Below are 23,675 nucleotides of genomic sequence, written 5' to 3'. Positions count from 1 at the left end.
CCTAGCTATTTCTTTGTCTCAACACTTCGTATAAACAAACAATGCTACTCACGGCAATATTTAGAGAGTCGGCTGAGCCTTCCATTGGTAACTTAATAAGTTCATCACTATTTTTTAGCCAGAGATCAGTTAAGCCATATTGTTCAGCTCCGGCAACAATAGCAATTGGACCTCCAGTCTTAAAGTTACTATCCCAGTAAATATTCTCGGTGTGAGGAGTAGTACTAAATACTCTAACCCTTTTTTCTTTAAGCCAATTTAAAGCCTCTTGCGAGTCAGCACAGACTGCAACCGGAGTAGAGAAGAGAGCCCCGGTAGATGCTCTTACCACATTCGGGTTAAAAACATCAGTTACGGGGTCGCAAACAATCATTCCTTCTATTCCAGCCGCGTCACAACCTCTCAGTAATGTCCCAAGATTTCCCGGTTTTTCGATTTGTTCAACAACCAGAAATACGGAGTCTTTTTTAACTTCTAATTTGCTTAAACTTAATTCTGGTTGCTCAGCAAGAGCAATAAAACCATCCGGCCTATCTCGATAGCTTAGTTTTTTAAAAGTATTTTTAGCAACCTCAATTATCTCTGCCCCAGAGTTACCTATTTGCTCAATTAGATTGTCGTTAGAATCTTTTAAAAACCACTCAGGTGAAAATAAAAGTTTCTTAATTTTCACCCCAGCATCAAACGCTCTCGAGCTTTCTCTAAAGCCTTCAATTACAAATAGTTTGGATTCGTCCCGCACGCGTTTTTTTAGCTGTAGCTTCACTACTTCTTTAATGAGAGGATTATCTGTACTTTTAATGTACTTTATCTCAACATTCAACACACTTTACTTCTTCTCTTTTAGAGTTGTTGTTCTTATAGAAATTGTACGCGATAACCAATTGTTTGGTGTAGAGCGCTTACCTTTGCCTAGATTACCGCCACTTATAAAATCATTAAATAGAAGCTGCAAACATCCAGCAACTGGCAGGGCTACAAAAGCTGCAAAGAATCCTCCCAGTGATGCCCCCAGCATTACTACAATAAGTACAATTAATGGACTCATACTAACAGCTTTACCCTGAATCTTGGGTTGAATAGTCGCATTTTCCGTTTGTTGATAGATGAAGAAATATATGGCTAGAACTAGTGCAACTTTCCAGCTGGCAAATGCTGTTACTGATACTACTATTGCTGCACCTAGTGCAGCCCCAATTAATGGAATTAGTCCACACAACCAAACAAGGACGGTAAGAACCAGAGGATATGGTATTGCAACGCCAAATATTCTGCCAACCAACAGCATTGCAATAAGAGCTAAGCTTGCGTTTATGCTACTCACTAATACTTGACCGTTAAAGTAGCCAGTTATGACTCTGTACATTTTTTTAAGTAGATCCTCATGCCGTTCTTTTAGTTCTTCGTCTTTATACTTCTCAAAAAGTCTTCTAACCATTATTGGACCATCAACTAGCATTAAGAAAGTCAAAACTAGTACAGTGATAACATTCAAAAGTGCACCGAAGGCAGTTTGGGCACTATTAAATGCAAATTGACCAGCATCACCAAGCTTATCTTGCACTGTGTCACCAATCTTATCAACTTCTCCTTGCAAATTAAATCTCTCGATAAACTTTCCAGTACGGGTAGTGTTATCCTTGGCGTCATTTAAGAGCGTTGGTGCCTGGTTCGCAAAATTACCAATTTGCCTACTAACTGGTGGGACTATCGTAAATAATAAAGTCCCTAGCAATCCAACAACTAGTAAGTAAGCCACTGCTACGCTTAATGCTCTACTGCCTTTGGGCATAATTTTGGAGAGTCTACTTACCGGAGGATTAAGTGCTATAGCTAAAAACAGGGAAGTGAGTATTAAAGTAATTGGTGTAGTCATTTTGCCTATGGCATTTACGAACATTAGAGTTCCTATTACCAGAAATACGGTTCGAACCACCACATAGGGACGAATATTAATATTCATTGTCGAAGACTGTTGGATAATTTCTTTTTCTTCTATCATTATTTTTCACCCTTGCTCCATAAATGACTCAGATCTTTCGCCGTTCATTCTTTCTTCAACAAAATCCCAGTTTACTACCTTCCAGAAAGCTTCGATATAGTCTGGTCTTTTATTCTGATAATCAAGATAGTAAGCATGTTCCCAAACATCTAAAGCTAAAAGGGGGGTGTCACCATTCATAAGTGGTGTATCTGCATCATGCATCCCAGCAATTTCTATTGATCCGTCCTCCTTTTTTAGTAGCCAAGCCCATCCACTGCCAAAATGAGTTTTAGCTACTTCTGTAAACTTATTCTTAAACTCCTCAACTCCACCGAAGTTATCTTCAAAGACCTGTTTAAGTGATTCACTTGGTTGGTTTTGTTCTGACTCGCCTTCAGCTACTGGCTTCATGCAATACCAGTAAAAAGTATGGTTAAAAGATTGAGCTGCATTATTAAACACTTTTCCATCTGAGTCAGCAATTATTTCTTCAATACTCTTCCCGGCATACTTTCTTGAGTTATCTTCCTGCTCTAGTAAACTATTTAAATTATCGATATAAGCTTTGTGGTGTTTGCCATAATGATAACTAAGAGTTTTTTCAGAAATATATGGCTCTAAACCATCAAGCTCATAAGGTAAAAGGGGGATTTTAAACATACTTTTAAATTAATATCTTATAACTTAATTACTATCTAGAATCGGATTATACACTAAAATTACCACTCTCGTATTTTAATCCACATAAAGCTTAGCTGTTAGCATAAGCATTAACAGGGGTGTTGTTAAGTTAAGTGCAAGTCAAGTGTTGACTCATCCCTTGAGCTGGTATAAGCTCAAAATTACTGAAGTTAATTTAACAGTTAGGGATTTTAAAGTTTATGGCAACATTTAGCTACACAAACTCAAAAGGAGTAACTTACTACCTTTACACAAAAGAAGGCGTTCAATTACGTGGCGCAAAAGCTCCAAGAAGCATCTACTTCTTCTCAAAAGAAGCTGATCGTTCTCTAGGAGAAGGCGAAAAAGTAGTACCAGAGGTACCAGCAGGTTACAAAGTAGAAGAGTCTGCACGTAACGGTTTCGTTTACCTAAAGAAAGCTTAAGTTTAACTTAAGCTTAGATAAAATACCTTGCCATCTAGCAAGGTATTTTGCTTATGCTATAATTTTAAGCAAGTACATAGACTATTAAACAGGGGCTAACGATTCTTTAGGGTGGCAAAGAAACAAGTAAGTGCAGCAGAATATAATTTTGATACAATTATTATCGGATCAGGCCCAGCTGGCTCAACGGCCGCTGAGCTTTTAGCTCATGGGGGTCAGCGAGTCGCTATTGTTGAGGCAGAAAGACTGGGTGGAGAATGCTTAAACTATGGGTGCGTACCTACAAAGTCAATGCTTGCAGCAGCCCATCTTTTTCGTTCAGTTAAAAACCAAAAGGCTATTACAAATGCTGGGCTATTAAAGTTGAGAATAAATAAACTAGTCTCACTTGCAGAAAATAATATCTCCAAAACCGGTGCCAATGAACTTGGGGCTGAGTTTAAGAAGCTTGGCATAACAGTATTAGAAGGACGAGCATATTTTCTAGACAACAGATATATCGATGTTGGCGGAGAAAAGTACAGTGCCCATAACTTTATAATAGCTACTGGTGGAGAGGTAGCAATACCAAATATCCCTGGCCTCGATGGCCTTGATTATTTAACTTACAAAAACTTTTTAACCAAGATAAAAGAAAAAGCACCTCGTTCTGTAACAATAATCGGAGGTGGAGCAGTAGGATGCGAGTATGCTCAAGTACTAAGTGCAACTGGAGCTAAGGTTAATATTGTCGAGTGTGCCGAAAGATTAGTTTCTGATCAAGAACCAGAAGCCTCAGAAGCATTACAAAAAAACTTCGAAAAGATAGGTGTAAAAGTATATCTACGGGCAAGAGTAGTCGCTGCTCATCCTAGCTCAACTGGTAATCTAAAAGAAGTTGAGTTAATTTGCCCCAAAGACGGTCAAATAGAGTTAAAAACAGATTCTATTATGGTTGCAGCCGGTAAGAAAATGCGTGATGGGGGAGACGGTCTTGGTAATGCAGGCATACACTGCGAAAGCGGACTCATTAAGACTAATTCTCATTGTCAAACAGAGCAAAGCCATATCTATGCAATCGGTGATACTACAGGACCGTATAGACTTACTTCGACCGCCATTCAGCAAGCAAGTATTGCAGCATTTAATATCTTAAGACCAGTAAAGAAAAATTTAGCTAGCGTTGATCATGCCGTGACTCCAAGTTGTATTTTTACTTTCCCAGAAGTAGCCAAAGTCGGAGAATCAACTGTGTCTTTAAAAAAGAGGGGTATTAAATTCATATCGTCGTATGTAAAACTTTCTGAAGTCACTCGCTCTAAATTAGAAGATGATTTAGACGGTTTTGTTAAGCTTTGGGCAGATCCAAGTTCTAAGATAATCTTAGGTGCTTGCCTAGTCGGCCCAAGCTCGTCAGAGCAAATTTCTTCGTTAGCTCTAGCGGTAAGATTAAAAGCTACAGCTCATCAACTGGCTGATCTTACTCAAGTCTTCCCAACCTGGTCAGAAGCTATATCATTAGCAGCTTCTGAACTTTGAGCGCTAAAGCCATAATCGACAGCTTCCTTATTTCTTTTAACCCTAACTTTCGCAGATTCATCAGAAATAACAATGTATTTATCAGTTACGTTAATAACAGCATCTCGCCCAATAATTAAGGGCTGACTAAACAGACTAAGAATTACAGTCTTTTCTACATATAGTTTGACTATAAAATATCCGTCAGTTTCAAAAACATAGTTTTTTACTTTACCTATTCTTTTACCAGAAGAAGTCCGAACATTAATTCCGTCGAGTTTGAATTTTGATTCAACTAGCTTCTTTATTTTTGGCATGTTGTCGTCAACTTCCATTACGTCATCCTCTGAATTAATAACAAGCCCTAAGTTACTCCATTCTCTAATGTCAGAACTATGCACTACAGAGAAGAATTGTAAATTTTGAGAGTACACAGAAAAAGCAGATATCTTTAAGTTTGATGGATCAATAATCGCCTCATTAATACTAGCAATTGGAGCTCCGGCATGGATGCTCATTACTCTTCTTCCAGCAATTGATTCGCTAATTACTAACACTTTTTGTCTACCTTTTCTCTGCTAACGGAATTGCTCTACCACCACTATCAACTACTGACTGCTGATATTCATCCCTAACGTCAGTCGCCATAGTTACTTGCTCGAATGGCTGTTTAATAAAGTTAATCTCATATGTCGCATTCTGACCCTCTGTACTCATTACTAATAGTCCGTATCCAAAAATTGATCCAATAAAGTTTTGCCTTGCTTTAATATCTTCAATATTTAAATGGCTGATTACTTTCTTGTCGGTAGCTACTAGCCCATCTTGTTTAATTCTGACAATATGCTCATTTGTTAAAAACATTCTATTTGCCGAATAGATATATGCAGCAATTGCTCCAGAAAGCAACATAGTAAAACTTAATACTGCAAGGATAGGGGATACTTCTTTGGCCGTCTCAACACTAATTCCGGTCGTTCTTCTTATCCAGCCATTACCACCCGTTACCATATCAATATAAGATAAAAAGAAGAAGCCGGCACTAATAGCTGTAATAGTCGTAATTAATAAATACGGAAGCTTACTTCTCGGAAATTCTCTAATAACAAATTCATTCTGAGTTAGATTAAATGGAAGCTTTTTGGATTGTGTATCTGTGCTAACTTCAGTCATACTACCCTTAAGTTTAACATAAAAAATAACTTCTTCGGAGCTGTTTAATTTGCATTAATGCTATAGTATTAAGTAAATGAGTGAAGAATCAAAAAAAGCACCAGACTTTAAGCTTGAAGATCAAGATGGAAATCAAAGATCACTTAAAGATTTCTCCGGCGAATGGTTAATTCTCTATTTCTATCCAAAAGATGATACTCCAGGCTGCACCGTTGAGGCATGCTCCCTAAGAGATGCAAATGATGAGTTAATATCTCTAGGTGCAAATGTGGTTGGAATAAGCAAAGACGACCAAGATTCACATCTCAAATTTAAGGCTAAGTATAAACTAAACTTTACTCTCCTTTCTGATCCATCAGGTAAAACAATTGAAGCCTATGGAGCATGGGGTCCTAAAATGTTCGGTAAAGTTGGAATTCTCAGGAAGACTTTTATAATCTCGCCAGAAGGTAAAATAGTAAGAACTTACGGCAGAGTTACTCCTCTAGGTCATGGAGAACAAGTTATTGCCGAGCTTAAAAGCCAAATTGAAACTTATAATAAATAACTCCCTAATCTTTTTTCAGTAGTACCGCAAAAGTATCATTAGGGATCTCAACTTTACCGAACTTTTTCATTCTCTCTTTACCTTTTGCTTGTTTCTGCAAAAGCTTCTTCTTCCTACTAACGTCACCACCATATAGATGTCCTGTTACGTTTTTTCTCATTGCTGAAAGATCTTCTCTAGCAATAAATTTACCACCAATAGCAGCCTGTAAACTAACCTTAAACATCTGGCGTGGAATAATATCCTTTAGTCTTGCTACAACTTCTCTTCCTAAGCTAGCTGCACTTGATTTATGAGAGATTAAGCTTAGTGCATCAACCTTCTCACCCGCAACGTAAAAATCTACTTTAACTAAATCCTCTACTTGATAGCCATCAAGCTCATAATTTAAGCTCCCGTATCCACTGGTTACGCTTTTAAGCTGATCATAAAAATCTGTTAGCAATGTAGCAAGAGGGGCCCTAAAGTGAACAATAGTTAGGTTCTCGTCGACGAACTCCATATTACCTTGGATTCCTCTGATCTTTAAGATTAGATCTATAACTCCACCCAAATAGCTTTTGGGAGTTAATGCCTCCGCCCTAACCCAGGGCTCCTCAATAGCTTCAATCTTTTGAGCTTCTGGTAAATCAGCGGCACTCTGCACTTCGATCATCTCGCCATTAGTCAATAAAACCTTATAGTCAGTACCAGGATTAGTAATAATGACGTCTAAATCATATTCTCGTTCAATTCTTTCTTTTATAATTTCTAAATGTAGTAGGCCTAAGAATCCTACCCTAAAACCAAACCCTAAAACCTTGCTATTTTCCGGTGAGAATTTTAAAGCAGCATCACTTAAGCTTAACCTCTCTAGAGCTTCTTTAAGTTGAGGGTAATACTCATTGCTTGGCGGGAAAATACCTGCATACACAAAAGGAGTTACTTCTTTATAGCCTGGCAAAACTTCTGTTGCAGGAGATTTAACGAGAGTGATGGTATCTCCAACTCGCGCCTCACTAGTACTTTTTAAGTTGGTTACCATATATCCTATTTCTCCAGTTGTCAGTACCTTCTTTTTATTAAAAACGGGATTTAGGAAGCCCACTTCTAGAGCAATCCCATTTGCTCCTGATGCCATCATTTTGATCTCAGAAGATGCATTAAGTTCACCATCAAACACTCGCACATATAAAACTACTCCACGGTAGTCATCATAATAGCTATCAAAAATAAGAGCTCTAAGCTTACTGTCTACTTCAACTTTTGGTGCCGGGACTCGATGTACAACAGCATCTAAAACTTCTTCAACCCCTTCTCCAGTTTTGGCAGAGGTTAATAAAATGTCTTCTTTCTTGCATCCAATTAATCTAATAACCTCCTCACTAACTCTTTCCGGATTAGCTGCAGGGAGATCAATTTTATTAAGTACTGGTACAATTTTTAAATCAGCCTCCATTGCTAAATATAAATTAGCTAGAGTTTGAGCTTGAATACCTTGCGTAGCATCAACGACTAATATTGCACCTTCGCATGCTGCTAAACTCCTGCTGACTTCATAGGTAAAGTCAACATGCCCAGGAGTATCAATTAAGTTTAACTCGTGATCCTTCCATTGCATCTGCACAGGAGCCAGCTTAATGGTAATCCCTTTTTCGCGCTCAAGATCCATTCTGTCGAGAAGCTGAGCCTTCATCTCTCGTTTTTGGACAGTGCCCGTTATCTCCAGCATTCTATCGGCAAGAGTGCTCTTTCCATGATCAATATGGGCAATAATACAAAAGTTTCTAATTTCCATCTAAGTTTAATTATAACAGAGGAGAAAAAGCTATTGGACAATAACTGGTTTTTTACCTAGTTTAATTACTTTATCTACAAAAGGTTTGATTTCTTGTAGTTTTGCAATATAGCTAAGAGATACATAGAATATCCCGCTAACTAAACATATTGTTAAAAACTTAGGTATAAGCGGGAAAAATCCCTGATCATTGGCACTAACTGGTAAAAGATTTACCATGATATATGTCGTAAAAGCTGTTGCTCCACCAATTGCTAAAATTCTCGGTAACGGTTCGAACAAGCCTTTGTTCAAAAATCCTCCATGAAGTTTCTTGTTAAGCAATAAAGACATCGCAACAACTTCAATAGTGCCAGATATTGCCGAAGCCATTGCTAGACCAACCAAGCCATATCTATCCTGACTTGATAACCAGAAGATCAACACAATGCTCAATATTAAGGTTAATATAGACACCTTAAGTGGTGTTCTAGTGTCTTGTTGAGCGTAAAAAGCACGAGCTAAAATGTGATATAAAACTTTAAAGATAACTAATATTGCCAACACTCCAAGCACTGCCGCCACAACAGGCTCCCCTCTACTTGCTAGAATTCTTGCTAAATATCCCCTACAGAAGAATGTTAAAATTGCTGCCGGCACAGCTAACCAGAACATTACTCTCACAGTTTGTTGCAGCTCTTTCTTAAAAAGATCTGGTCGACCCTGACCTAGTCTTTCGCTCATTTTAGGGAAGGCAGCCGTAGATATTGCCATCCCCACAATCCCAACCGGCACATTAAATAGTTGTATTGCCGCACTGTAAGTTGCAATTGATCCTACCGCTAAAACTGAGGCTCGGTTAAGTTCGATAAGAGTAATTAAATAGTCAATTCCCTGATCAATGCTTCTTATTGGCGCAGTTTTAAGTACATCTTTAAAACCACGATTCTTCCAGAAAATATTAGGGCTATAAACAACTCCTTGTCCTCTTAAGCCTAATGCCACTATTACAAGTTGAGATATCGCTCCAATAACCACACCATACGCTACACCCATGATCCCTAATCTTGGAGCGAGAACTAATGTTCCAAAAATAATACCCATACTATACATTATTGGAGCTATTGCATAGAACAAAAATCTCCCCTTAGCTTGCTGCACAGAAGTTAAGACTGAACTTATACCAAACAAAATAGGGTTTATAGCAAAGATACGCATCATACTTACAGCTAAGAACTGAGTTTCAGGATCAAGCCCTGGGGCAATTAAGTTTCTTAAAATTGGTCCGGCAAAAATTAGCACAAACACTCCGATTACAGCCGAAGCAATTCCAATTAAGTTTAATAAGCTACTTGTAACCTCCCAAGCACTTTTTTTGTTACCTCCATGATATCTTTGGCTAAAAACAGGTATAAAGCTAACACTAAGCACTCCAGCAATTAGGGCAAAATACATAAAATCTGGCAAGGCAAATGCAGCTCGATAAGCATCAGTTTGGATACTAAATCCAAAGTTAGCAATAATCAATCTCTCTCTGAGTAACCCCAGCAGATTCCCAAGTAACGCACTAGCCGCAAGGAGAGCAGCCGCAGGACCAACATTTATCCTCCCACTGGCTTTTTTAGCTATCTTTCTTACCGGCATTTTTATTTTAAATTCAAGCCTAACTTATCTTGGTAGACTATTAAGCCTAAATTATAACAAAAATAATAATCGTAGTTCAGTCTAATTAAGCTTTATCTATGATCTCATCAATAACCCCATATTTTAAAGCCACATCAGCACTCATCCAGTAATCACGATCAGCATCTTTTTCTATCTGCTCAGTAGTTCTACTAGTGCTTTCTGCAAGTAATTTATATAGCTTGTTCTGTAACTTGATAATAAACTCTGCAGTAATAACTATATTGCTGGCTTGCCCTTCTACACCTCCAGAAGCCTGGTGGATCATTACTTCACTATGAGGTAGAGCAAACCTTTTACCTTTTGCTCCTTGAGATAAAATAACTGCCCCCATACTAGCGGCAACGCCAATACAAATTGTGTGAACCTCTGGCTTAATATGATGCATTGTGTCAATAATTGCTAAACCTGCTGTGATTGATCCACCAGGAGAATTTATATACATCTGTATTGGCTTTTTACTATCTTCTGACTGCAAAAAAAGAAGCTGGGCAACAATTAGATTAGCAGTATCTTGATTAATTTCAGGCACAAAAATTATCCTATCTCTCAAAAGTCGAGAATAAATATCAAACGCTCTCTCGCCTTGATGTGTCGGCTCAATCACAGTAGGAATCAAATAAGACATAAATAAACAAAAAAACTCAAATAACTAATCTGTTATTTTAGCACTCTATTAAAGAGATTGCTAGTAATTCAAGATTACTAATATATAGTACGCGCTGCTTCAAGCGCCACCACATCGACTTCTTGGGGAGCTACTAAGCCTGCCATAAAGCTCGCTCCTATAGAACCTCCAAATGCTAGAGCTCGTTTTGTTGGACTTAAGCCAATGGCGTCACCATATATACTAGCTAAGCCCAGCATAGTCGACATATTCCTCCAGTCTTTCGATGTTAACGGGGCTTCATCTCTAGGCACCCCTTCTTTAATGACCACCCCTTCTTCAAGTTCTGTTTCTTCTAAGCATTTAGCATCCCAAGCAAGCGCAATCGCCCCAGTCCCAATAAGTCCCACTAAAATCCTTGATCGAGTTTTTATACTTGTCACATTGGATAAAGCTAGAAATCCTAATCCGATCTCAAGCATTGATTTTGGCCTTACTTCTCTTGGTAGAACTTTACTACACCTTCTCAATAGGCCAGTTACGGGCAATAGTATACTAGCGTTCTCATCCAAGTGATTATCCATCTCCCTATCAAGTTCAGCTAAAGTAATATCCTCATCTAACTTCCCTCTGGGTGTTATAATAAGTGGTCTTAGCCTTCTAGGGATGTAAGTCATCTTAATCTTTTAAACCACCTCTCACTATATAGGCCAGGTTTGCTGCTATTGGGATTGCTATCATTCCCGAAGCTATCCTTACTGGATTAGGAATTTTATTAATACTTGCAGCAAGCCCTAGGGCAGCAAGTGCAAGCCCATGAGCACAAATAGCATCATTTAACCTTACCGAGCATCCATCTTCACCATTGGCTAGCAGTGATTTGAGAATATCCATAAAAGCTTTATTTTAACAGTATTAAAAAACTTCTCTAGGCGCATTAAGCCAATCTTTTTCTTCAAGTAGAAGTTTGGCTTCACCAATAACATCAGCGGCACCGACAAGTGCAGTAAGAGCACCACCAACATAGCATGATGCTTTTACTTGAGAGGGGACAAATTTTGGCAATACACTACTTGCGGCAACTGCTAATGTGCCAATGCCGAACATTTTGAACCCTTTTAAAGTGTTCTCTCTCCTTTTTTCTCTAATAATTTCACTTACAGAAGGTTGTTTATGAAGCATCATTGTTGTTTCCATAATTTTAATAATTTAAGACTTTATACTTAGCAAAAAGTTTAGTACTTTGTAGTAAGTAAATCCAGCATAAGCTTTTTATCAAAATTAAATCAGACAATCTAGCGCTCTAAGAATCTACCAACATCTTCTACGGCTGCTTATTTTAGGGCCTCTTCGGCACGATGTGCATTCTCTATTTCTGAAAATCCAGCCAGTGCAACTGCCGCGCTGGCGCCTATAGCTAAAACTTTAATAGGTTTAGGTAGTCTATCGCTTTTTGCTGCAAAAATAGTCGCTATAGATCCACACAATGCAAGAGAGTGATTAAGAACCTTTGGTGATTTTAGATCCCTAGCTCTATCACATAAATATTTAGTAAATCCTAGGTCTTCTGGCGGCGCGCTGTAAAGGTACCTATCACTAACTGCGCTTCCAAGGCCTCCTTGTCCCTCATTCATAACTCTACTTACTTTAACTTACTTTACTTAGCAAAAAGTTTAGTACTTTGTCTGCAAGAAGTCTACCTTCGATTCTCGCCTGTTCATTCTCACTCATAATTTGAGTTTGAGCCTGAGGATTTGTGTATTGCTGTAACAAAACAGATGTATATTCACTAAGTTCTTCTTTTGTAACTTCTAATTTCTCTTTTTCTGCTAAAGCTCTTAGCGCTAAGCTTATCTTTACTTGTTTTTCTGCTTGAGGTCGAGCTTCTTTAGCAATCAATTCCTCTTCATCTTTAAATCCGCTCTCTTTTACAAAATCTTCCCATTTCTTCCCCGAGCTTTCAGCTTGGTGTTTTGCATTATGAAGGCCTGCCTCAATGTTCTCATCTACTAAAACATCTGGGATCTCCATTTTTGTCTCTTCGCCTAACTTTTCAGCTAATTTGTCTTTTGTATCTTCTTTTGCATCTCGCTCGGCCCGTTCTGTTAAGCCAATTTCAATATCTTTTCTGAGAGCTTCTAAAGTATCAAACCCACCAATTTTTTTGGCAAACTCATCATTTAGCTCTGGTTTTTTAAGCTCAGTTACTTTTTGAATTTTAATCTTAAAAACTACTTTCTTATTCTGTAAACTTTTTGCGTGATAATCTTTAGGAAAAGTGATCTTGAACTCTTTTTCGTCTCCAGCTTTTAATCCAACAACCTCTTCTTCAAACCCAGGTATAAAACTTCTTGAGCCTAAAATCAGAGGATAATTATTGCTCTGGGCACCTGGGATCTTTTCTCCGTTTTCATCTCGGCCGTCAAAATCTAACCAAACTTTGTCGCCATTTTTTGCAGCCCTATCTACATCTTCACTTTGAGCCATGTTCTCTCGAAGTTGCTCTAGAGTAAGATCAATCTCTTTTAGGTCCACCTTAGAGTTAATCTTAACTTTTGGCCACTTAGCATAATCTGGCAAAGTAATCTCTGGTTTAATATTCCCTATAAACTCAATTGCCATCTTTTCTCCATCAACTAGATCTCTAATTTCAAGTTTAGGAGTACCAATAATATCTAAATTAAATTCTTTTATTAGGGCCGCAAAAGCAACATCGATACATCCGCTTGCGACCTCATTCCTAACTTGATTCTCATCCAGTCGTTCTTCTATGAGTTTGGCAGGCGCAGTACCAGACCTAAAGCCAGGTATCTTAACACCGTCTCCCATTTTTTTAATCGCTCTATTTTTTTGTTTAGACAAGTCTTTAGCGTCTAGTTCTGCTAAAACCTTAAATTTGATTGCACTGTTTTTATCGTAATTTATTGTAAGTTTCATAAGACCCTTAATTCTAGCATAGCTGTTAGCCGTAGTTCATGCATAAGCGAAAAAGGTGACTTTTACCACGAAAACATCAATTCCATTGCACTTAAGTTTAATTGGGTGCAAAATGATTAGATACATCAAGTAAGAGAAGAGTAGACATGGTGGAGTCTCTTTACTTTTAATTTTTTAATTAATATTAATAAGGAAATTACTCCCATGAAGATATTCAAAAAAACTTTAATTCTAACCTTTGCTTTTGGGTTATCACTACTTGCCCTAAGCTTAACAACGGCAACAAAAACATCAGCAGCAACTCAAGCAGAATCTGAGAGTAATTACGTTTACACTGCCCAATCAGGAGATAGCTACACAGAGCTTGCTAGAGCAAGTATCATTAGATACGATCTTGATACCGAAAGTGTTGAACTTAACGCAGCACAAGTCACAGCTGCCGAGACTTGGGTAACTCAAGATGCTGGATCTCCTCAAATATATGTAGGTCAAGAGGTTCTAGTCTCTAAAGATTCAGTTCAAAAGTATTCCGAACAAGCTGCCGGTCTTAGCGATGATGCAAAGAGTAGATGGCAGGCCTATGCTGACAACGGTAGTATTACAAACGGAGAGCTTAAAGACAAAGTTCGAGCTACAGTTTCTGAAATTGCTGCAAAAGTAGAAGCCGATAAAAAGTCAGAAGAGCAGAAAGCTCAAGAAGAAAGCTCAAGTAATACAACAGAAGAAAAATCAGATGATAAAATGTCATCACGCCGGTGGGTAGTAATAGCTATTGTAGTTTTACTAGTCCTTGCGGCAGTGACCCTAATAAGGTCATCAAACCAAAGAGACGAATAGTCCTATCTCACATCCCATATTAAGACCCTGAAAATAAGACCCGCTGAAAACAGGCGGGCTTTTTTTGCTGCTAAGCCTATGCTTGCATAGCTGAAGGTAATGTAATATATTACATTAATTATGACAAAAAGTGGAGAAGCAAGAGGTTTTACTGAATCAATTGATGAAGAATGTTGGGGAAAGTGCCCCGAAATAGGAGTTTGTGTTCAGCGGGCCGTAGTCACGCATGTGGCTCAAGGCATTTCGTTAAATAATGCATTTTTCAAATATTTTCAAGATGCTAGGGAAGCCGGGCTCATACCCGAAAGTTGTAAAGGGCCAGTTGACGCTAGGTTAAGTAAAACTACACCACGTGAACGTAAAGGTATTTCTAGAATTGAAGGAGCAGGTGGTCAAGTTGTTGGAATTGATCCATGGGGGAATGTTACGGTAAGGGTGTGCCAAGGCCGGTTTGACAGTTGATATTACGTTGTGCTACAATCAACAATATCGTTATAAGTAGAAGTGAATCCTAGGTAAGTTTAAAGACTGGTTTCGTTTCTAAGACGACTAGTTCTATATAAATAAACTTAAAGAGGATTCTTTTTTATGTCCGGATACGGAAACTATGGTCACAGACGCCAAAGCTCTGCAAAAACCCAAACATCAAATAACCCTGGTGGAGGCATGTACAGCGGGTACGGTCGTTCTAAGAGAGAGGGAGGATATTCGTCAGGAAGACGCCGAGGCGGCTATAGCTCTGGTAGGTCTCGAGGTCCAAAAAAGCAGGGAAGGGGTCAATATATAGATCCAGCTAAATTTGTAAGAAAAGCTACACCTGTTAAGCAAGAAGATTACACTCCTACTCATACCTTCGCTGACTTTAAAGTAGTTGATTTACTTAAAATTAACTTAAAGAACAATGGCTATGAAATTCCATCTCCAGTACAAGATCAAACAATCCCGCTAGGTCTCGAGGGTAAAGATGTCATTGGTATCGCAAATACAGGTACAGGTAAAACAGTCGCATTTGGACTCCCAGTCTTAAATAAACTAATGACTGACCGAAGCTCAAAAGCTTTGATAATTGCCCCAACTCGTGAGCTTGCCCAGCAAATTGATGACGAATTCCGAAAAGTTGCAAAAGGCAGTGGGCTTGCAGCTGCTATATTAATTGGTGGCACACCAATGTCCCCACAGCTTAGAAGTCTTCGAGGCAACCCACAAGTAGTTATTGGAACTCCTGGTAGAGTCAAAGATCATATTGCTCGTGGTAGCTTTAGGGCAAAAAATTTCAATATTATCGTCCTAGATGAAGTAGACAGAATGCTCGATATGGGCTTTGTCGATGACGTAACCGCAATCTTGGGCGAGCTTGCCGAAGATAGACAATCATTTTTCTTTTCTGCAACAATGGAGCCACGTATCCAAAGTTTAATCCAAACTTTTGCTAAAGACCCGGTGACAGTATCTGTTAAAACTGGAGATACGAGTGATAATGTTCATCAAGACGTCGTTGAATATAGGGTTAGGGGAGAGAAAATCGATAAACTGCATGATCTCTTGATTCAAGACACTGTCGAGAAAACTATCATCTTCCATGACACTCAAAGAGCCGTAGAAGAACTTGCTAAAGAACTTCACTCGAGAGGATTTAAGTCCGATGCGATACATGGAGCTAAAACTCAAGTTCAGCGTCAAAGAGCGCTCAATAAGTTTAAGAAGTCGGAGATTAATATTTTAGTTGCGACAGACGTCGCTGCAAGGGGTATCGATGTAAAAGATATCACTCATGTAGTAAACTACACTGTTCCGCAAACCTATGCAGACTATACCCACAGAATTGGTCGTGCAGGGCGCGCTGGTAAAACAGGGTACGCCTTAACTTTTGTAGAAGTTGGTTATTAAAATCACTTATTTAGTAGAGGATTCTTTAATTCCGTGAGACTTCCTAGCTTCATTTGCAATTACGGCTATCATAGCCAATAGGGAGGATATAGCGATAATAACCCCAACGACTTTACCTGTTCTAGGCGCAGCTGGGGTAGAATTATTTGTGTTAGAATGTTGCGTATCATAAGGATCTGAACTCTCAGATCCTTGGGTATCTTCTATTTTTGCCAAACCTTCGCTCGTTCCTATCCATATTCTGTCATCAGGACCTTTAATGAGTGAGTAAGGTGTTAAGCCACTAGGCATTTCTAGTTCTTCAACTAAAATACCGTTAGAGTCGTACCTTGCAAGCTTACCCTGTGCTGTTAGTGCCACCCATATATTGCCATCTGATCCAGCAGTGATACCATAAAAAGCCATCGAATCGCTAGGAAGATCAAAAGCCACAGTGTCCCCTTCTACGCCATTTAAAGATGTGATAGTCCTTAAAAGCGAAGGATTGCTTGCACTATTTATTCTGATCGACCATATATTACTGTCGGGACCAATTGTAAGTACTGAGGTACCATCCCCATAGGAGGGAATCGGGTATCTTGTCTGTGCACCATCAGTCGTTATCCTCCCTAGGTAGTTGGTTACCCCATTCGTAGATGGCCATAATGTAAACCAAAGATTTCCCTCTGGCCCAGAAATTATGCTTCCCGGTTGCTGACTAATTGTAGTGTAATAGGTATCAATTGCCGTACCAGAGGTATTTACCTTAAGGATCATTCCAGGAGATGAGCCGATATCTAAAGAGGGAGCAGTCACCCATATATTGCCATCTGATCCAGCAGTGATACCATAAGTTGATCTTGACCCTATTTGACCACTTAGGTCATACTCAGTTATTTGTCCCTGTGTAGATATTTTAGCGATTTTCTTTGCATCACCTAGAGTAAACCAGATGTTTCCATCTAAGCCGGAAGCTATTGCTGATGGGCTTGATGATAAATCAAACTCTTCTATACTGCCTGTGATGGTAGACTTTCCTAATTTATTTTCTGATGGCATTGTAAACCAGATGTTTCCATCATCTCCTCGTGCCATAGACAGTACGCCATTAGTAGCAGTGGGGGTGGGGTAGGATACAATTTGCCTACTGGCAAATGTGTTGCTTTGTGGGTATACCATATAAGCTACACCTAAGATTAATATAAAAATAAATTTCTTCATGCCTAATAATAAAAGTTTAAGGTATTAACTATATCTATATTCCCATTTTACTAGTCTCTTTCGCAAATACCATGCTAATAGCATCCTGAATATCGCTCCTAAAAAGAATAAAACAGATATAAATAAACTTATTCCAGCAGCATCCCAAGCCCAGCGAGGGCTACTAAAGGTAAAAGAGTAAAGTGATTTATCTGGTAAATTTACCTTTAGCTGCTCTGCGTTAATACTTGGATTATTACTTAATACATAGTCTGCAGCACATTGCGCCCTAGCTGTAATCGGGATGCCTTTGGCTTCACAAGCTTTTTGAGCCTCAAGGTATACATCCTTTTCTCCGAGTCCACTAGCGTTAAGCTTAGCTTGAGCAATATCAAAGAGTTTATTTGCATCTCTGTTATAAGTATTTACAAGTTGTACAGGTCTTTCTACTCCACTATTTAAATGCCCAAAGGTATATCTTTGTAAATCATTTAGCTTTTCATAAACACTCCCATTGTTCTCATCTGCTTTAATAACATCTCTATATTTCTCTAATGCGGTGATATTGTTTGACCTTAAAAAGAATATTCCTATAACTAAAAAAAATAAAGAGCTAAAAAATAACCTCCATGTTGGCCATGTAGCATAACGTCTAAATCTTGTATATAAAAATCTAGATAACTTTTTATAAAGAGATTTGCCCACCCTTCTCATCTCTTATATTTTAGCACCTAGAGAAATATATTTTAAGCTAGAAGAATCTACTCCAAAAACTAGGTGCGGTATTCGGGACTTCTTTAATCTCTTCTTCAAGCTGATTACTTCTTTCAGTTTTTTTGTTTGAGCTTGGATCAGGCGATATCTGAATTGCTCTTATATACAACCTTTTTTGAGCAGTTCCAGGAGGATCACAAGTAATTAATGTAACGCTTGGAACTTCTGTTGGCTGAATATAGCTTAAATCTTCTGGAGGTAATATCTTTGTTTCTGTAACTTTATAAGCATATCTAATTCCCTCATAATCCAAATAAATAACATCATCAGTCTGAAGCTTTTTTAAATTTACAAAGACATATTTATATTTACCTGCATTTAAGAGGTTATTGCTTGAGTGTCCCAAAATAGCCACATTACCAATTTCTCCAGGACTTGCCGTATTCCAGTATCTAACCACACCTCGCTCCAAAGCCTTTTGAACCGGTTCATTGTATGGGCTTGGTTCGTCATAAACGACAGGAGTCTTAACACCTATCTTCGGGATGATTATAGTCGGATTTTTGTTTACACTAGAGCTACTTGAGGGCTCAATAATAGACGGCAAACTGGCCGATCCTGCCGGGCCAAGATACTGCTTAACGGCTCCCACTACTATAGGATTAAATTGGATAAATAAGAATAGAAAAACAACTGTTGCAGCAGCAGAAAGAGCTCTTACGTGGCGACGAGCTTTACTCCAGAAGCTACTTTCCTTTCCTCTTTCTACCACCCTGTTAATTAAATCTCTTCTGATCGCCTCAGGATCTTCTAGTCTCTTCTTTTGATTAACAAGTTTTTTGTTGTCTTGATACATCTCAACCAGTTTGGCCTGTGCTTTTTGATGATGCTCATCTACTTTTCCCTTAACTTCACCAAAATATTTATCATAATAATCTGAGTAATACTGATGATAATACTGCTGCCAATATTCTTGCCAGCTTTTATGGTAATGCTCTAATTGCTCTTTATCAAGCTGAACCTGCCCACCATTCTTAGCACGCTTTTTTGCCTGCTCAGCATAAACTCTTTCTACTCCACGTCTGGCATATTCTTCAGCCGCACGCTTATGTAGATCATCGACACTGAGTTCATGACTGTCTTTTTTTGGGCGCCCAACAGGCTCAGGATCTGGCCTCGAATGATCTATTCCAAAATGTTGATTCCTTCTGCTCATTATTTGTTCTTATCAATATAAAAACTAAGGGGTAATCATAAACTTACTTTTCCACCTTAAGTTTAATCTCTTAAGCCTAAATTCTACCACAGTTCTAGCAAGCACTATTAATTATTTATTAAACTTAATTCTCTCAGGTCTAATTAATGAATTATTAAGTTTAGCGAGTAGCTCTTCTTCAAGCACTTCCTGAGACATATATCGGGCAAATATCTCATTCCAAAGACTTTCTCTGAAGTGATAAAAAAGATGCTCCCTGTATCTGTTTTTATTAGCAAAGCTCAGTGTTAAATCCATCAAGTTTAAGCTTAATGGTAAATCATCTTTTAAAATTCCAACGTAGTCTAAGTCTTCCCAAATCATCAATTCTGGTATATGTTTTCCTAACATAACTTCAGCCTTATCCCAGTGCAAATCTTCTGGTTGTAAGTGAGGCTCAAAAATCTCAGGATGTTTTTTTATGTCATCAAGCTTACCGAAGTATCTTTGTATAACTCGCCAGTGGATATGCTCACCACCAAAGTTTATATTAAGTTTAGGGTCAGCCAAAATAGTATCAGCTAAAATCTTTCCAAATGATTTGTTACTCAAAGTTTTGGACTTAAGCTTAAAGAAAACTGAGTAAAGATGGACTTCGTAAAAGTAGTGCACTATTAATGGAAGAGCCTTTAGCACTAAGCCATGCCTTAAACTTTCGTCTTCAGTCTCTAATACCATAACAATACCGAGTTCTTTTAAATGAGTAACATTATGCTTCTTTTTTTCTATAAAACTCTTTGTAAGTGGTGCCCATTTAAGTGGCATTTTTATAAGCTCAATTTTGCCAAGTGTAAAGTCATCTGGTGTTAAGTTTTTATATTGTTTATTAAATTCATCAAGCCAGACATCACCTTCAGCAAATCTAAGCGCTCCATAAACTTCGTCTAGCCGCTCATTTTTCAACAGCTCGTCTACATTTTTATAATTTAATAATTTCAAAATGTTTTTTGGGGGACTCTTTTTTATCATTTCTCTTGCTTTAGATTTTTTAAGTCTAAAAACTGATTTTGAAAGCTCCATTTTTTCAACAAAATTTACACAGGCTGAAATTATTTCATCTAGACTAGCATCTCTTCTTAAACCCAAGTATTTCTCTAAAACTAAATCATTTTGATTCCAAATTAATTCCATTAACTTTTTATAAACCTCTTCGCCAGAACTTTTCTCACAATCAATTTCAAGATAATTCTTGCAAAATCTACTAAACTTAAGCTGTATTTCATTTGCTAAATTTGTACTTACACTAGACCTATTAGTGACGTGTTCTAAATCATCAATTGTAAAATCAAAAAGAGGCTGTTTTGCGCTCAACAATTTTGCTAAATCAACATCAAGCTTATTATCCATATCTTTATGTAGTATAGTTTTCATTAAGCTTAAGTCTACCATCTATAGTATTCTTAATGTTCTAATTTTTAGCTAGCGAACTAATGAAGACCAACAACTCTATAGCCAGTATTATAAAAAAAGACAATCAAAAAAAGAGAGCTTTAATAGCTTTAATTACTCTTGCTGCCTTGGCTTCTATATTTCAGATAAGAAGTCTAGTTAAATACGGAACATTTTTTGGTGTCAAAGTACGAGAAAATGATAAATCTAGTATTACGGCAAAAGAGGGTAAAGCCTCAAGCGGTTCTTTGGCAGTAGACACTAATAAATTATCAGACGGGTCAAAGAATGTAGCCTGTAAGGTCCTAGAACAAGATGCTCTAAGTGCTTTGCGCAAAAAAGAATTTAAGCAAACTGGTGGTCTTAAGCCTGATGAAGAAAAGCCCTTAACTTCTACTTGTTTATATACGTACAGGGGAACTGATGGAGGTTACGAAATGTTATCAGTCTTGTTAAGAGAAAAAAACGACGTCGACTCGGCATCAAAGTCTCTGCAGGCAGTAAAGCAAGGAGATGTAAGCGTGAGCATTAGTGACATCGGGGATGAAGCTTATTTTAATAAGAGCTCAAACCAACTAACTTTCCGCAAAGATAAACAGGTTATAACTCTCACTTTTAGTTCAAACAATACGGAAATAAATGTAGCGGATGTGGTTATTAAAGTTGCCCGTTCAATAATGTAGTTAACAGCTATCTATACCAAAATCCTTATGCTAATATCATCTATATAGATACCTATGAAATTGAGAAGAAAAAAAACTATATTAATAAGCGTCATCTTATGTTTGATTCTGCTGGTATTGAGCTATGCTATTTACTTAAATAAGAACGTTAATGCAGGCTCTCCTGGATCTGTAATAATTAATGAAATTATGTATAATCCGGGCTCCGGTAATCAGAATGATGAATTCTTGGAGCTGTATAACACCACTAACGGTAATATTGACTTATCAGGCTGGTGTTTTAGTGAGGGCATAACTTTAATCACAAACTACTCAAACCCATCCTGCTTTGAGCTGGGTACATCCATAGCCCCTAATTCTTATATTGTTGTTTCTCCTGATGCTGCACAAACTTTAGCCACTTACGGAGTTGTAGCAACGGCCGTATATTCTCCAACAAACTTATCTAATGGAGGTGAGAGGGTTACTCTTGTCGATGAATCATCGCAAGTGATTAGTTCAGTTAGTTATGATGATGCAAGTCCGTGGCCCACTAGCCCTGACGGATCGGGACCATCTCTTGAACTAAAAAATCCTGGACTTGACAATGCGCAGGCATCTTCATGGGCGGCAAGCTTAACTAATGGCGGTACTCCAGGTCAAGATAATAGTGTCCTCGGTGTAGATCTACCACAGTTAAGTCTCATTAGTAAGCCAAGCTCAGTTAACTCCTCGGATACTCCTTTTGTAACTGTTAATGTCGAAAACGTTGATACCGTTGATCTCTATTATCGGGTTGGTTTTAACCCAGAACAACACCTTACAATGTTTGATGATGGACTACATAGTGATGGCCTAAGTAGTGACAATACTTACGGTGTTAGTATACCTCCACAGGGTAGTGGCCAGCTTGTTCGTTATAGGGTAGTTGCAAATGGCAGTCTCGGTAGTGCAAGCCTGCCCAGTAATGATGACTCAATGACATATCAAGGATATGTAGTTAACGATGGAGTAGCCTCCCAGGCACCTATAATGAGGTGGTTTGTCACAGACGAGGCATATGCCGATATACTAGATAATCCTCCAGAAGATGATAGTTATAGAGAGTGTGTAATCGAGTACAATGGCTATGTATACGACAACACTAGCTTTAGGTTAAAAGGTGAGTACTCACGAACATTTCCTAAGAAGGCTTTCAAATTCAAACTTCCATCGGGCCATACTATAAACTTGGCCGGAGGAAGCGAAAGAGAAGTTACAGAGTTCCATATGAACAGCAACTGGGCGGATGGAACAAGTGCCATTACTCCTTTAGCATGGTGGGTAGCTAAGGAGTCAGGTATAAAAGTACCCGATATCAGTCCTCTCAGAGTACAAAGAAATAATCAATTTGAAGGCGTCTATATCTTTGCCGAGAAGTACGAAAAAGAGTGGAAGCAGGAGTATGGCTATGATACCGGGAATATTTACGAAGACTTTTTTGAGAAGAAGCAGGGTGATGAATCAGACAGATCAGACATAGAAGACTGGAAGTCTAATATGTCAGCTTTTAGTGATCAAGCTAAAAGGGATTACATTTTAGACAATAACGATATACCTAATATACTAACTTTTACAGCATTCCATGCCATCTTAAGGTCTCATGATCAAACTTCAACTACAAACACTTTTGCATATCACGATACCGAAGGCACTGGTCGTTGGTCTATTTGGCCATGGGATCTAGACCTGCTATTTAACTCAGACCCTTTAGATCAGGTGAGCCCGTATAATATACCCAATTATCTAGATGTAAATGATCGTTTTCCTACTATGGCAATTTATCAGCAACCTGACCTAAGAAAGATGTACTTCAGAAGGCTACGCACATTAGTTGATAAATTCTATAAAAATGAAACCCTTAAAAACAAATACCTCGAAGAAGCTAGTAAGTACGAACCTGACATGGAGCTGGACCGTGCAAAATGGCCAGGTGACATCGTATATAATGATCCACTTTTCGGAACTTATAATAGGCTTAGGTTTGATGAGGCATACTATACGCGGATCTTCAATAAACAAAGAGCCGACTTCTTGTATAGATATAATCAGAGCTGGGCCGTACCTCAGTCGCAAAAAGAAGAAGACGAGCAACAGGTCTTTATCGAAGAGGTAGGTATCGATGCAGAAAACGATGGAAACGAGTATATTAAGATCTCAAACAGCTCTGATGAGTATGTAGATATATCAGATTGGACTATTGAAGGCCTAGAGTATACCATACCAGCTGGGACAGTAGTACCGAGCAATGGGAGTATATTCTTGGTTAAAAATGATGTTGCCTACAGAGATCTTCATAGCTCAGTATTTATTGCAGGTCAGTATCAAAACAGCCTTAGTGTTGATGGTCCAGAAGAGCTTATGCTAAAATCAGTAAATAACCAAACTGTTAGCAGTTATCAAGTTGTGAACTAATTAACAAA

25 protein-coding genes are annotated in these 23,675 nt (G+C 38.2%); 8 read left to right on the top strand and 17 right to left on the bottom strand.

All coding sequences use genetic code 11. The features are described 5' to 3' along the window. Position 1 precedes the first annotated feature (1 nt). The 3 genes from H6799_00305 to H6799_00295 are packed head-to-tail and all read right to left on the bottom strand — an operon-like array spanning position 2 to position 2,644. Positions 2–823, bottom strand: coding sequence for an RNA methyltransferase (locus H6799_00305; GenBank protein USN97838.1), 822 nt, complete (start codon positions 821–823; stop codon positions 2–4). 6 nt (positions 824–829) lie between these two features. Then, positions 830–2,002 carry an AI-2E family transporter gene (locus tag H6799_00300; protein USN97537.1) on the bottom strand — a complete coding sequence of 391 codons (1,173 nt, stop codon included), beginning with the start codon at positions 2,000–2,002 and terminating at the stop codon, positions 830–832. Positions 2,003–2,008: 6 nt separating this feature from the next. Then, positions 2,009–2,644, bottom strand: coding sequence for a superoxide dismutase (locus tag H6799_00295; protein ID USN97536.1), 636 nt, complete (start codon positions 2,642–2,644; stop codon positions 2,009–2,011). Positions 2,645–2,865: 221 nt separating this feature from the next. Here H6799_00295 and H6799_00290 point away from each other — a divergent pair, with 221 nt between their 5' ends. Both H6799_00290 and H6799_00285 read left to right on the top strand, forming a co-directional pair. Further along, positions 2,866–3,090, top strand: a complete 225-nt coding sequence (locus H6799_00290; GenBank protein USN97535.1) for a hypothetical protein — start codon at positions 2,866–2,868, stop codon at positions 3,088–3,090. Positions 3,091–3,201: 111 nt separating this feature from the next. After that, positions 3,202–4,608, top strand: coding sequence for an NAD(P)/FAD-dependent oxidoreductase (locus H6799_00285; protein ID USN97534.1), 1,407 nt, complete (start codon positions 3,202–3,204; stop codon positions 4,606–4,608). Here the strand turns inward: H6799_00285 and H6799_00280 are convergent. Together H6799_00280 and H6799_00275 are read right to left on the bottom strand one after the other, a co-directional pair. Then, complete coding sequence (locus tag H6799_00280) at positions 4,554–5,144, bottom strand: hypothetical protein (protein USN97533.1); 591 nt, start codon at positions 5,142–5,144, stop codon at positions 4,554–4,556. The genes H6799_00285 and H6799_00280 overlap by 55 nt on opposite strands. A gap of 7 nt (positions 5,145–5,151) precedes the next feature. Then, the gene (locus H6799_00275; protein USN97532.1) at positions 5,152–5,760 is read right to left on the bottom strand and encodes a PH domain-containing protein; all 609 of its coding nucleotides are present in this window, start codon (positions 5,758–5,760) and stop codon (positions 5,152–5,154) included. 76 nt (positions 5,761–5,836) lie between these two features. Here H6799_00275 and H6799_00270 point away from each other — a divergent pair, with 76 nt between their 5' ends. Continuing rightward, complete coding sequence (locus H6799_00270) at positions 5,837–6,307, top strand: peroxiredoxin (GenBank protein ID USN97531.1); 471 nt, start codon at positions 5,837–5,839, stop codon at positions 6,305–6,307. 4 nt (positions 6,308–6,311) lie between these two features. On the opposite strand, the gene lepA is transcribed toward H6799_00270, so the two are convergent. The 8 genes from lepA to tig form a co-directional block, all read right to left on the bottom strand. Then, entirely contained in the window at positions 6,312–8,084 is a 1,773-nt protein-coding gene (gene lepA / locus H6799_00265; protein USN97530.1) for an elongation factor 4, read from the bottom strand. Between the two features lie 30 nt (positions 8,085–8,114). Next, positions 8,115–9,707 (bottom strand): murein biosynthesis integral membrane protein MurJ, encoded by a 1,593-nt coding sequence (gene murJ / locus H6799_00260; protein USN97529.1) that lies wholly within the window; start codon positions 9,705–9,707, stop codon positions 8,115–8,117. A gap of 85 nt (positions 9,708–9,792) precedes the next feature. Beyond that, positions 9,793–10,365, bottom strand: a complete 573-nt coding sequence (locus H6799_00255; protein USN97837.1) for an ATP-dependent Clp protease proteolytic subunit — start codon at positions 10,363–10,365, stop codon at positions 9,793–9,795. A gap of 86 nt (positions 10,366–10,451) precedes the next feature. Further along, the gene (locus H6799_00250; protein USN97528.1) at positions 10,452–11,030 is read right to left on the bottom strand and encodes a hypothetical protein; all 579 of its coding nucleotides are present in this window, start codon (positions 11,028–11,030) and stop codon (positions 10,452–10,454) included. A gap of 1 nt (position 11,031) precedes the next feature. Next, on the bottom strand, positions 11,032–11,247 hold the full coding sequence (locus H6799_00245; GenBank protein USN97527.1) for a hypothetical protein: 216 nt from the start codon (positions 11,245–11,247) through the stop codon (positions 11,032–11,034). A gap of 21 nt (positions 11,248–11,268) precedes the next feature. Continuing rightward, positions 11,269–11,550: a hypothetical protein gene (locus tag H6799_00240; protein ID USN97526.1), complete on the bottom strand. Its 282-nt coding sequence runs from the start codon at positions 11,548–11,550 to the stop codon at positions 11,269–11,271. A gap of 137 nt (positions 11,551–11,687) precedes the next feature. Further along, positions 11,688–11,987, bottom strand: a complete 300-nt coding sequence (locus H6799_00235; GenBank protein USN97525.1) for a hypothetical protein — start codon at positions 11,985–11,987, stop codon at positions 11,688–11,690. 13 nt (positions 11,988–12,000) lie between these two features. Further along, positions 12,001–13,290 carry a trigger factor gene (gene tig, locus H6799_00230; protein ID USN97524.1) on the bottom strand — a complete coding sequence of 430 codons (1,290 nt, stop codon included), beginning with the start codon at positions 13,288–13,290 and terminating at the stop codon, positions 12,001–12,003. Between the two features lie 204 nt (positions 13,291–13,494). Between tig and H6799_00225 the strand changes: the two genes are divergently transcribed. The 3 genes from H6799_00225 (at position 13,495) to H6799_00215 (ending at position 16,014) form a co-directional block, all read left to right on the top strand. Next, positions 13,495–14,127, top strand: a complete 633-nt coding sequence (locus H6799_00225; protein USN97523.1) for a hypothetical protein — start codon at positions 13,495–13,497, stop codon at positions 14,125–14,127. Between the two features lie 120 nt (positions 14,128–14,247). Then, positions 14,248–14,589 carry a hypothetical protein gene (locus H6799_00220; GenBank protein USN97522.1) on the top strand — a complete coding sequence of 114 codons (342 nt, stop codon included), beginning with the start codon at positions 14,248–14,250 and terminating at the stop codon, positions 14,587–14,589. Positions 14,590–14,715: 126 nt separating this feature from the next. Then, entirely contained in the window at positions 14,716–16,014 is a 1,299-nt protein-coding gene (locus H6799_00215) for a DEAD/DEAH box helicase (GenBank protein USN97521.1), read from the top strand. A 6-nt stretch (positions 16,015–16,020) separates the two neighbouring features. Here the strand turns inward: H6799_00215 and H6799_00210 are convergent, their stop codons facing one another. From H6799_00210 to H6799_00195, 4 genes are all read right to left on the bottom strand, one after another. Further along, on the bottom strand, positions 16,021–17,214 hold the full coding sequence (locus tag H6799_00210; GenBank protein ID USN97520.1) for an SMP-30/gluconolactonase/LRE family protein: 1,194 nt from the start codon (positions 17,212–17,214) through the stop codon (positions 16,021–16,023). Positions 17,215–17,238: 24 nt separating this feature from the next. Next, a complete protein-coding gene (locus H6799_00205; protein ID USN97519.1) occupies positions 17,239–17,907 on the bottom strand; it encodes a hypothetical protein in 669 nt (222 codons plus the stop codon). A 37-nt stretch (positions 17,908–17,944) separates the two neighbouring features. Continuing rightward, complete coding sequence (locus H6799_00200) at positions 17,945–19,123, bottom strand: sortase (GenBank protein USN97518.1); 1,179 nt, start codon at positions 19,121–19,123, stop codon at positions 17,945–17,947. A 111-nt stretch (positions 19,124–19,234) separates the two neighbouring features. Beyond that, complete coding sequence (locus H6799_00195; GenBank protein ID USN97517.1) at positions 19,235–20,533, bottom strand: hypothetical protein; 1,299 nt, start codon at positions 20,531–20,533, stop codon at positions 19,235–19,237. Between the two features lie 59 nt (positions 20,534–20,592). On the opposite strand from H6799_00195, the gene H6799_00190 reads away from it, so the two are divergent. Both H6799_00190 and H6799_00185 read left to right on the top strand, forming a co-directional pair. Then, positions 20,593–21,234, top strand: a complete 642-nt coding sequence (locus H6799_00190) for a hypothetical protein (GenBank protein ID USN97516.1) — start codon at positions 20,593–20,595, stop codon at positions 21,232–21,234. 54 nt (positions 21,235–21,288) lie between these two features. Further along, a complete protein-coding gene (locus tag H6799_00185) occupies positions 21,289–23,667 on the top strand; it encodes a lamin tail domain-containing protein (GenBank protein USN97515.1) in 2,379 nt (792 codons plus the stop codon). Positions 23,668–23,675 lie beyond the last annotated feature (8 nt).

The organism is Candidatus Nomurabacteria bacterium (assembly GCA_023898665.1).
In the GTDB taxonomy this organism is placed as follows: Bacteria; Patescibacteriota; Saccharimonadia; order Saccharimonadales; family HK-STAS-PATE-42; genus HK-STAS-PATE-42.
Note: the sequence above shows the minus strand (reverse complement) of the source record. Positions and strands in the feature narration are given on the sequence as shown.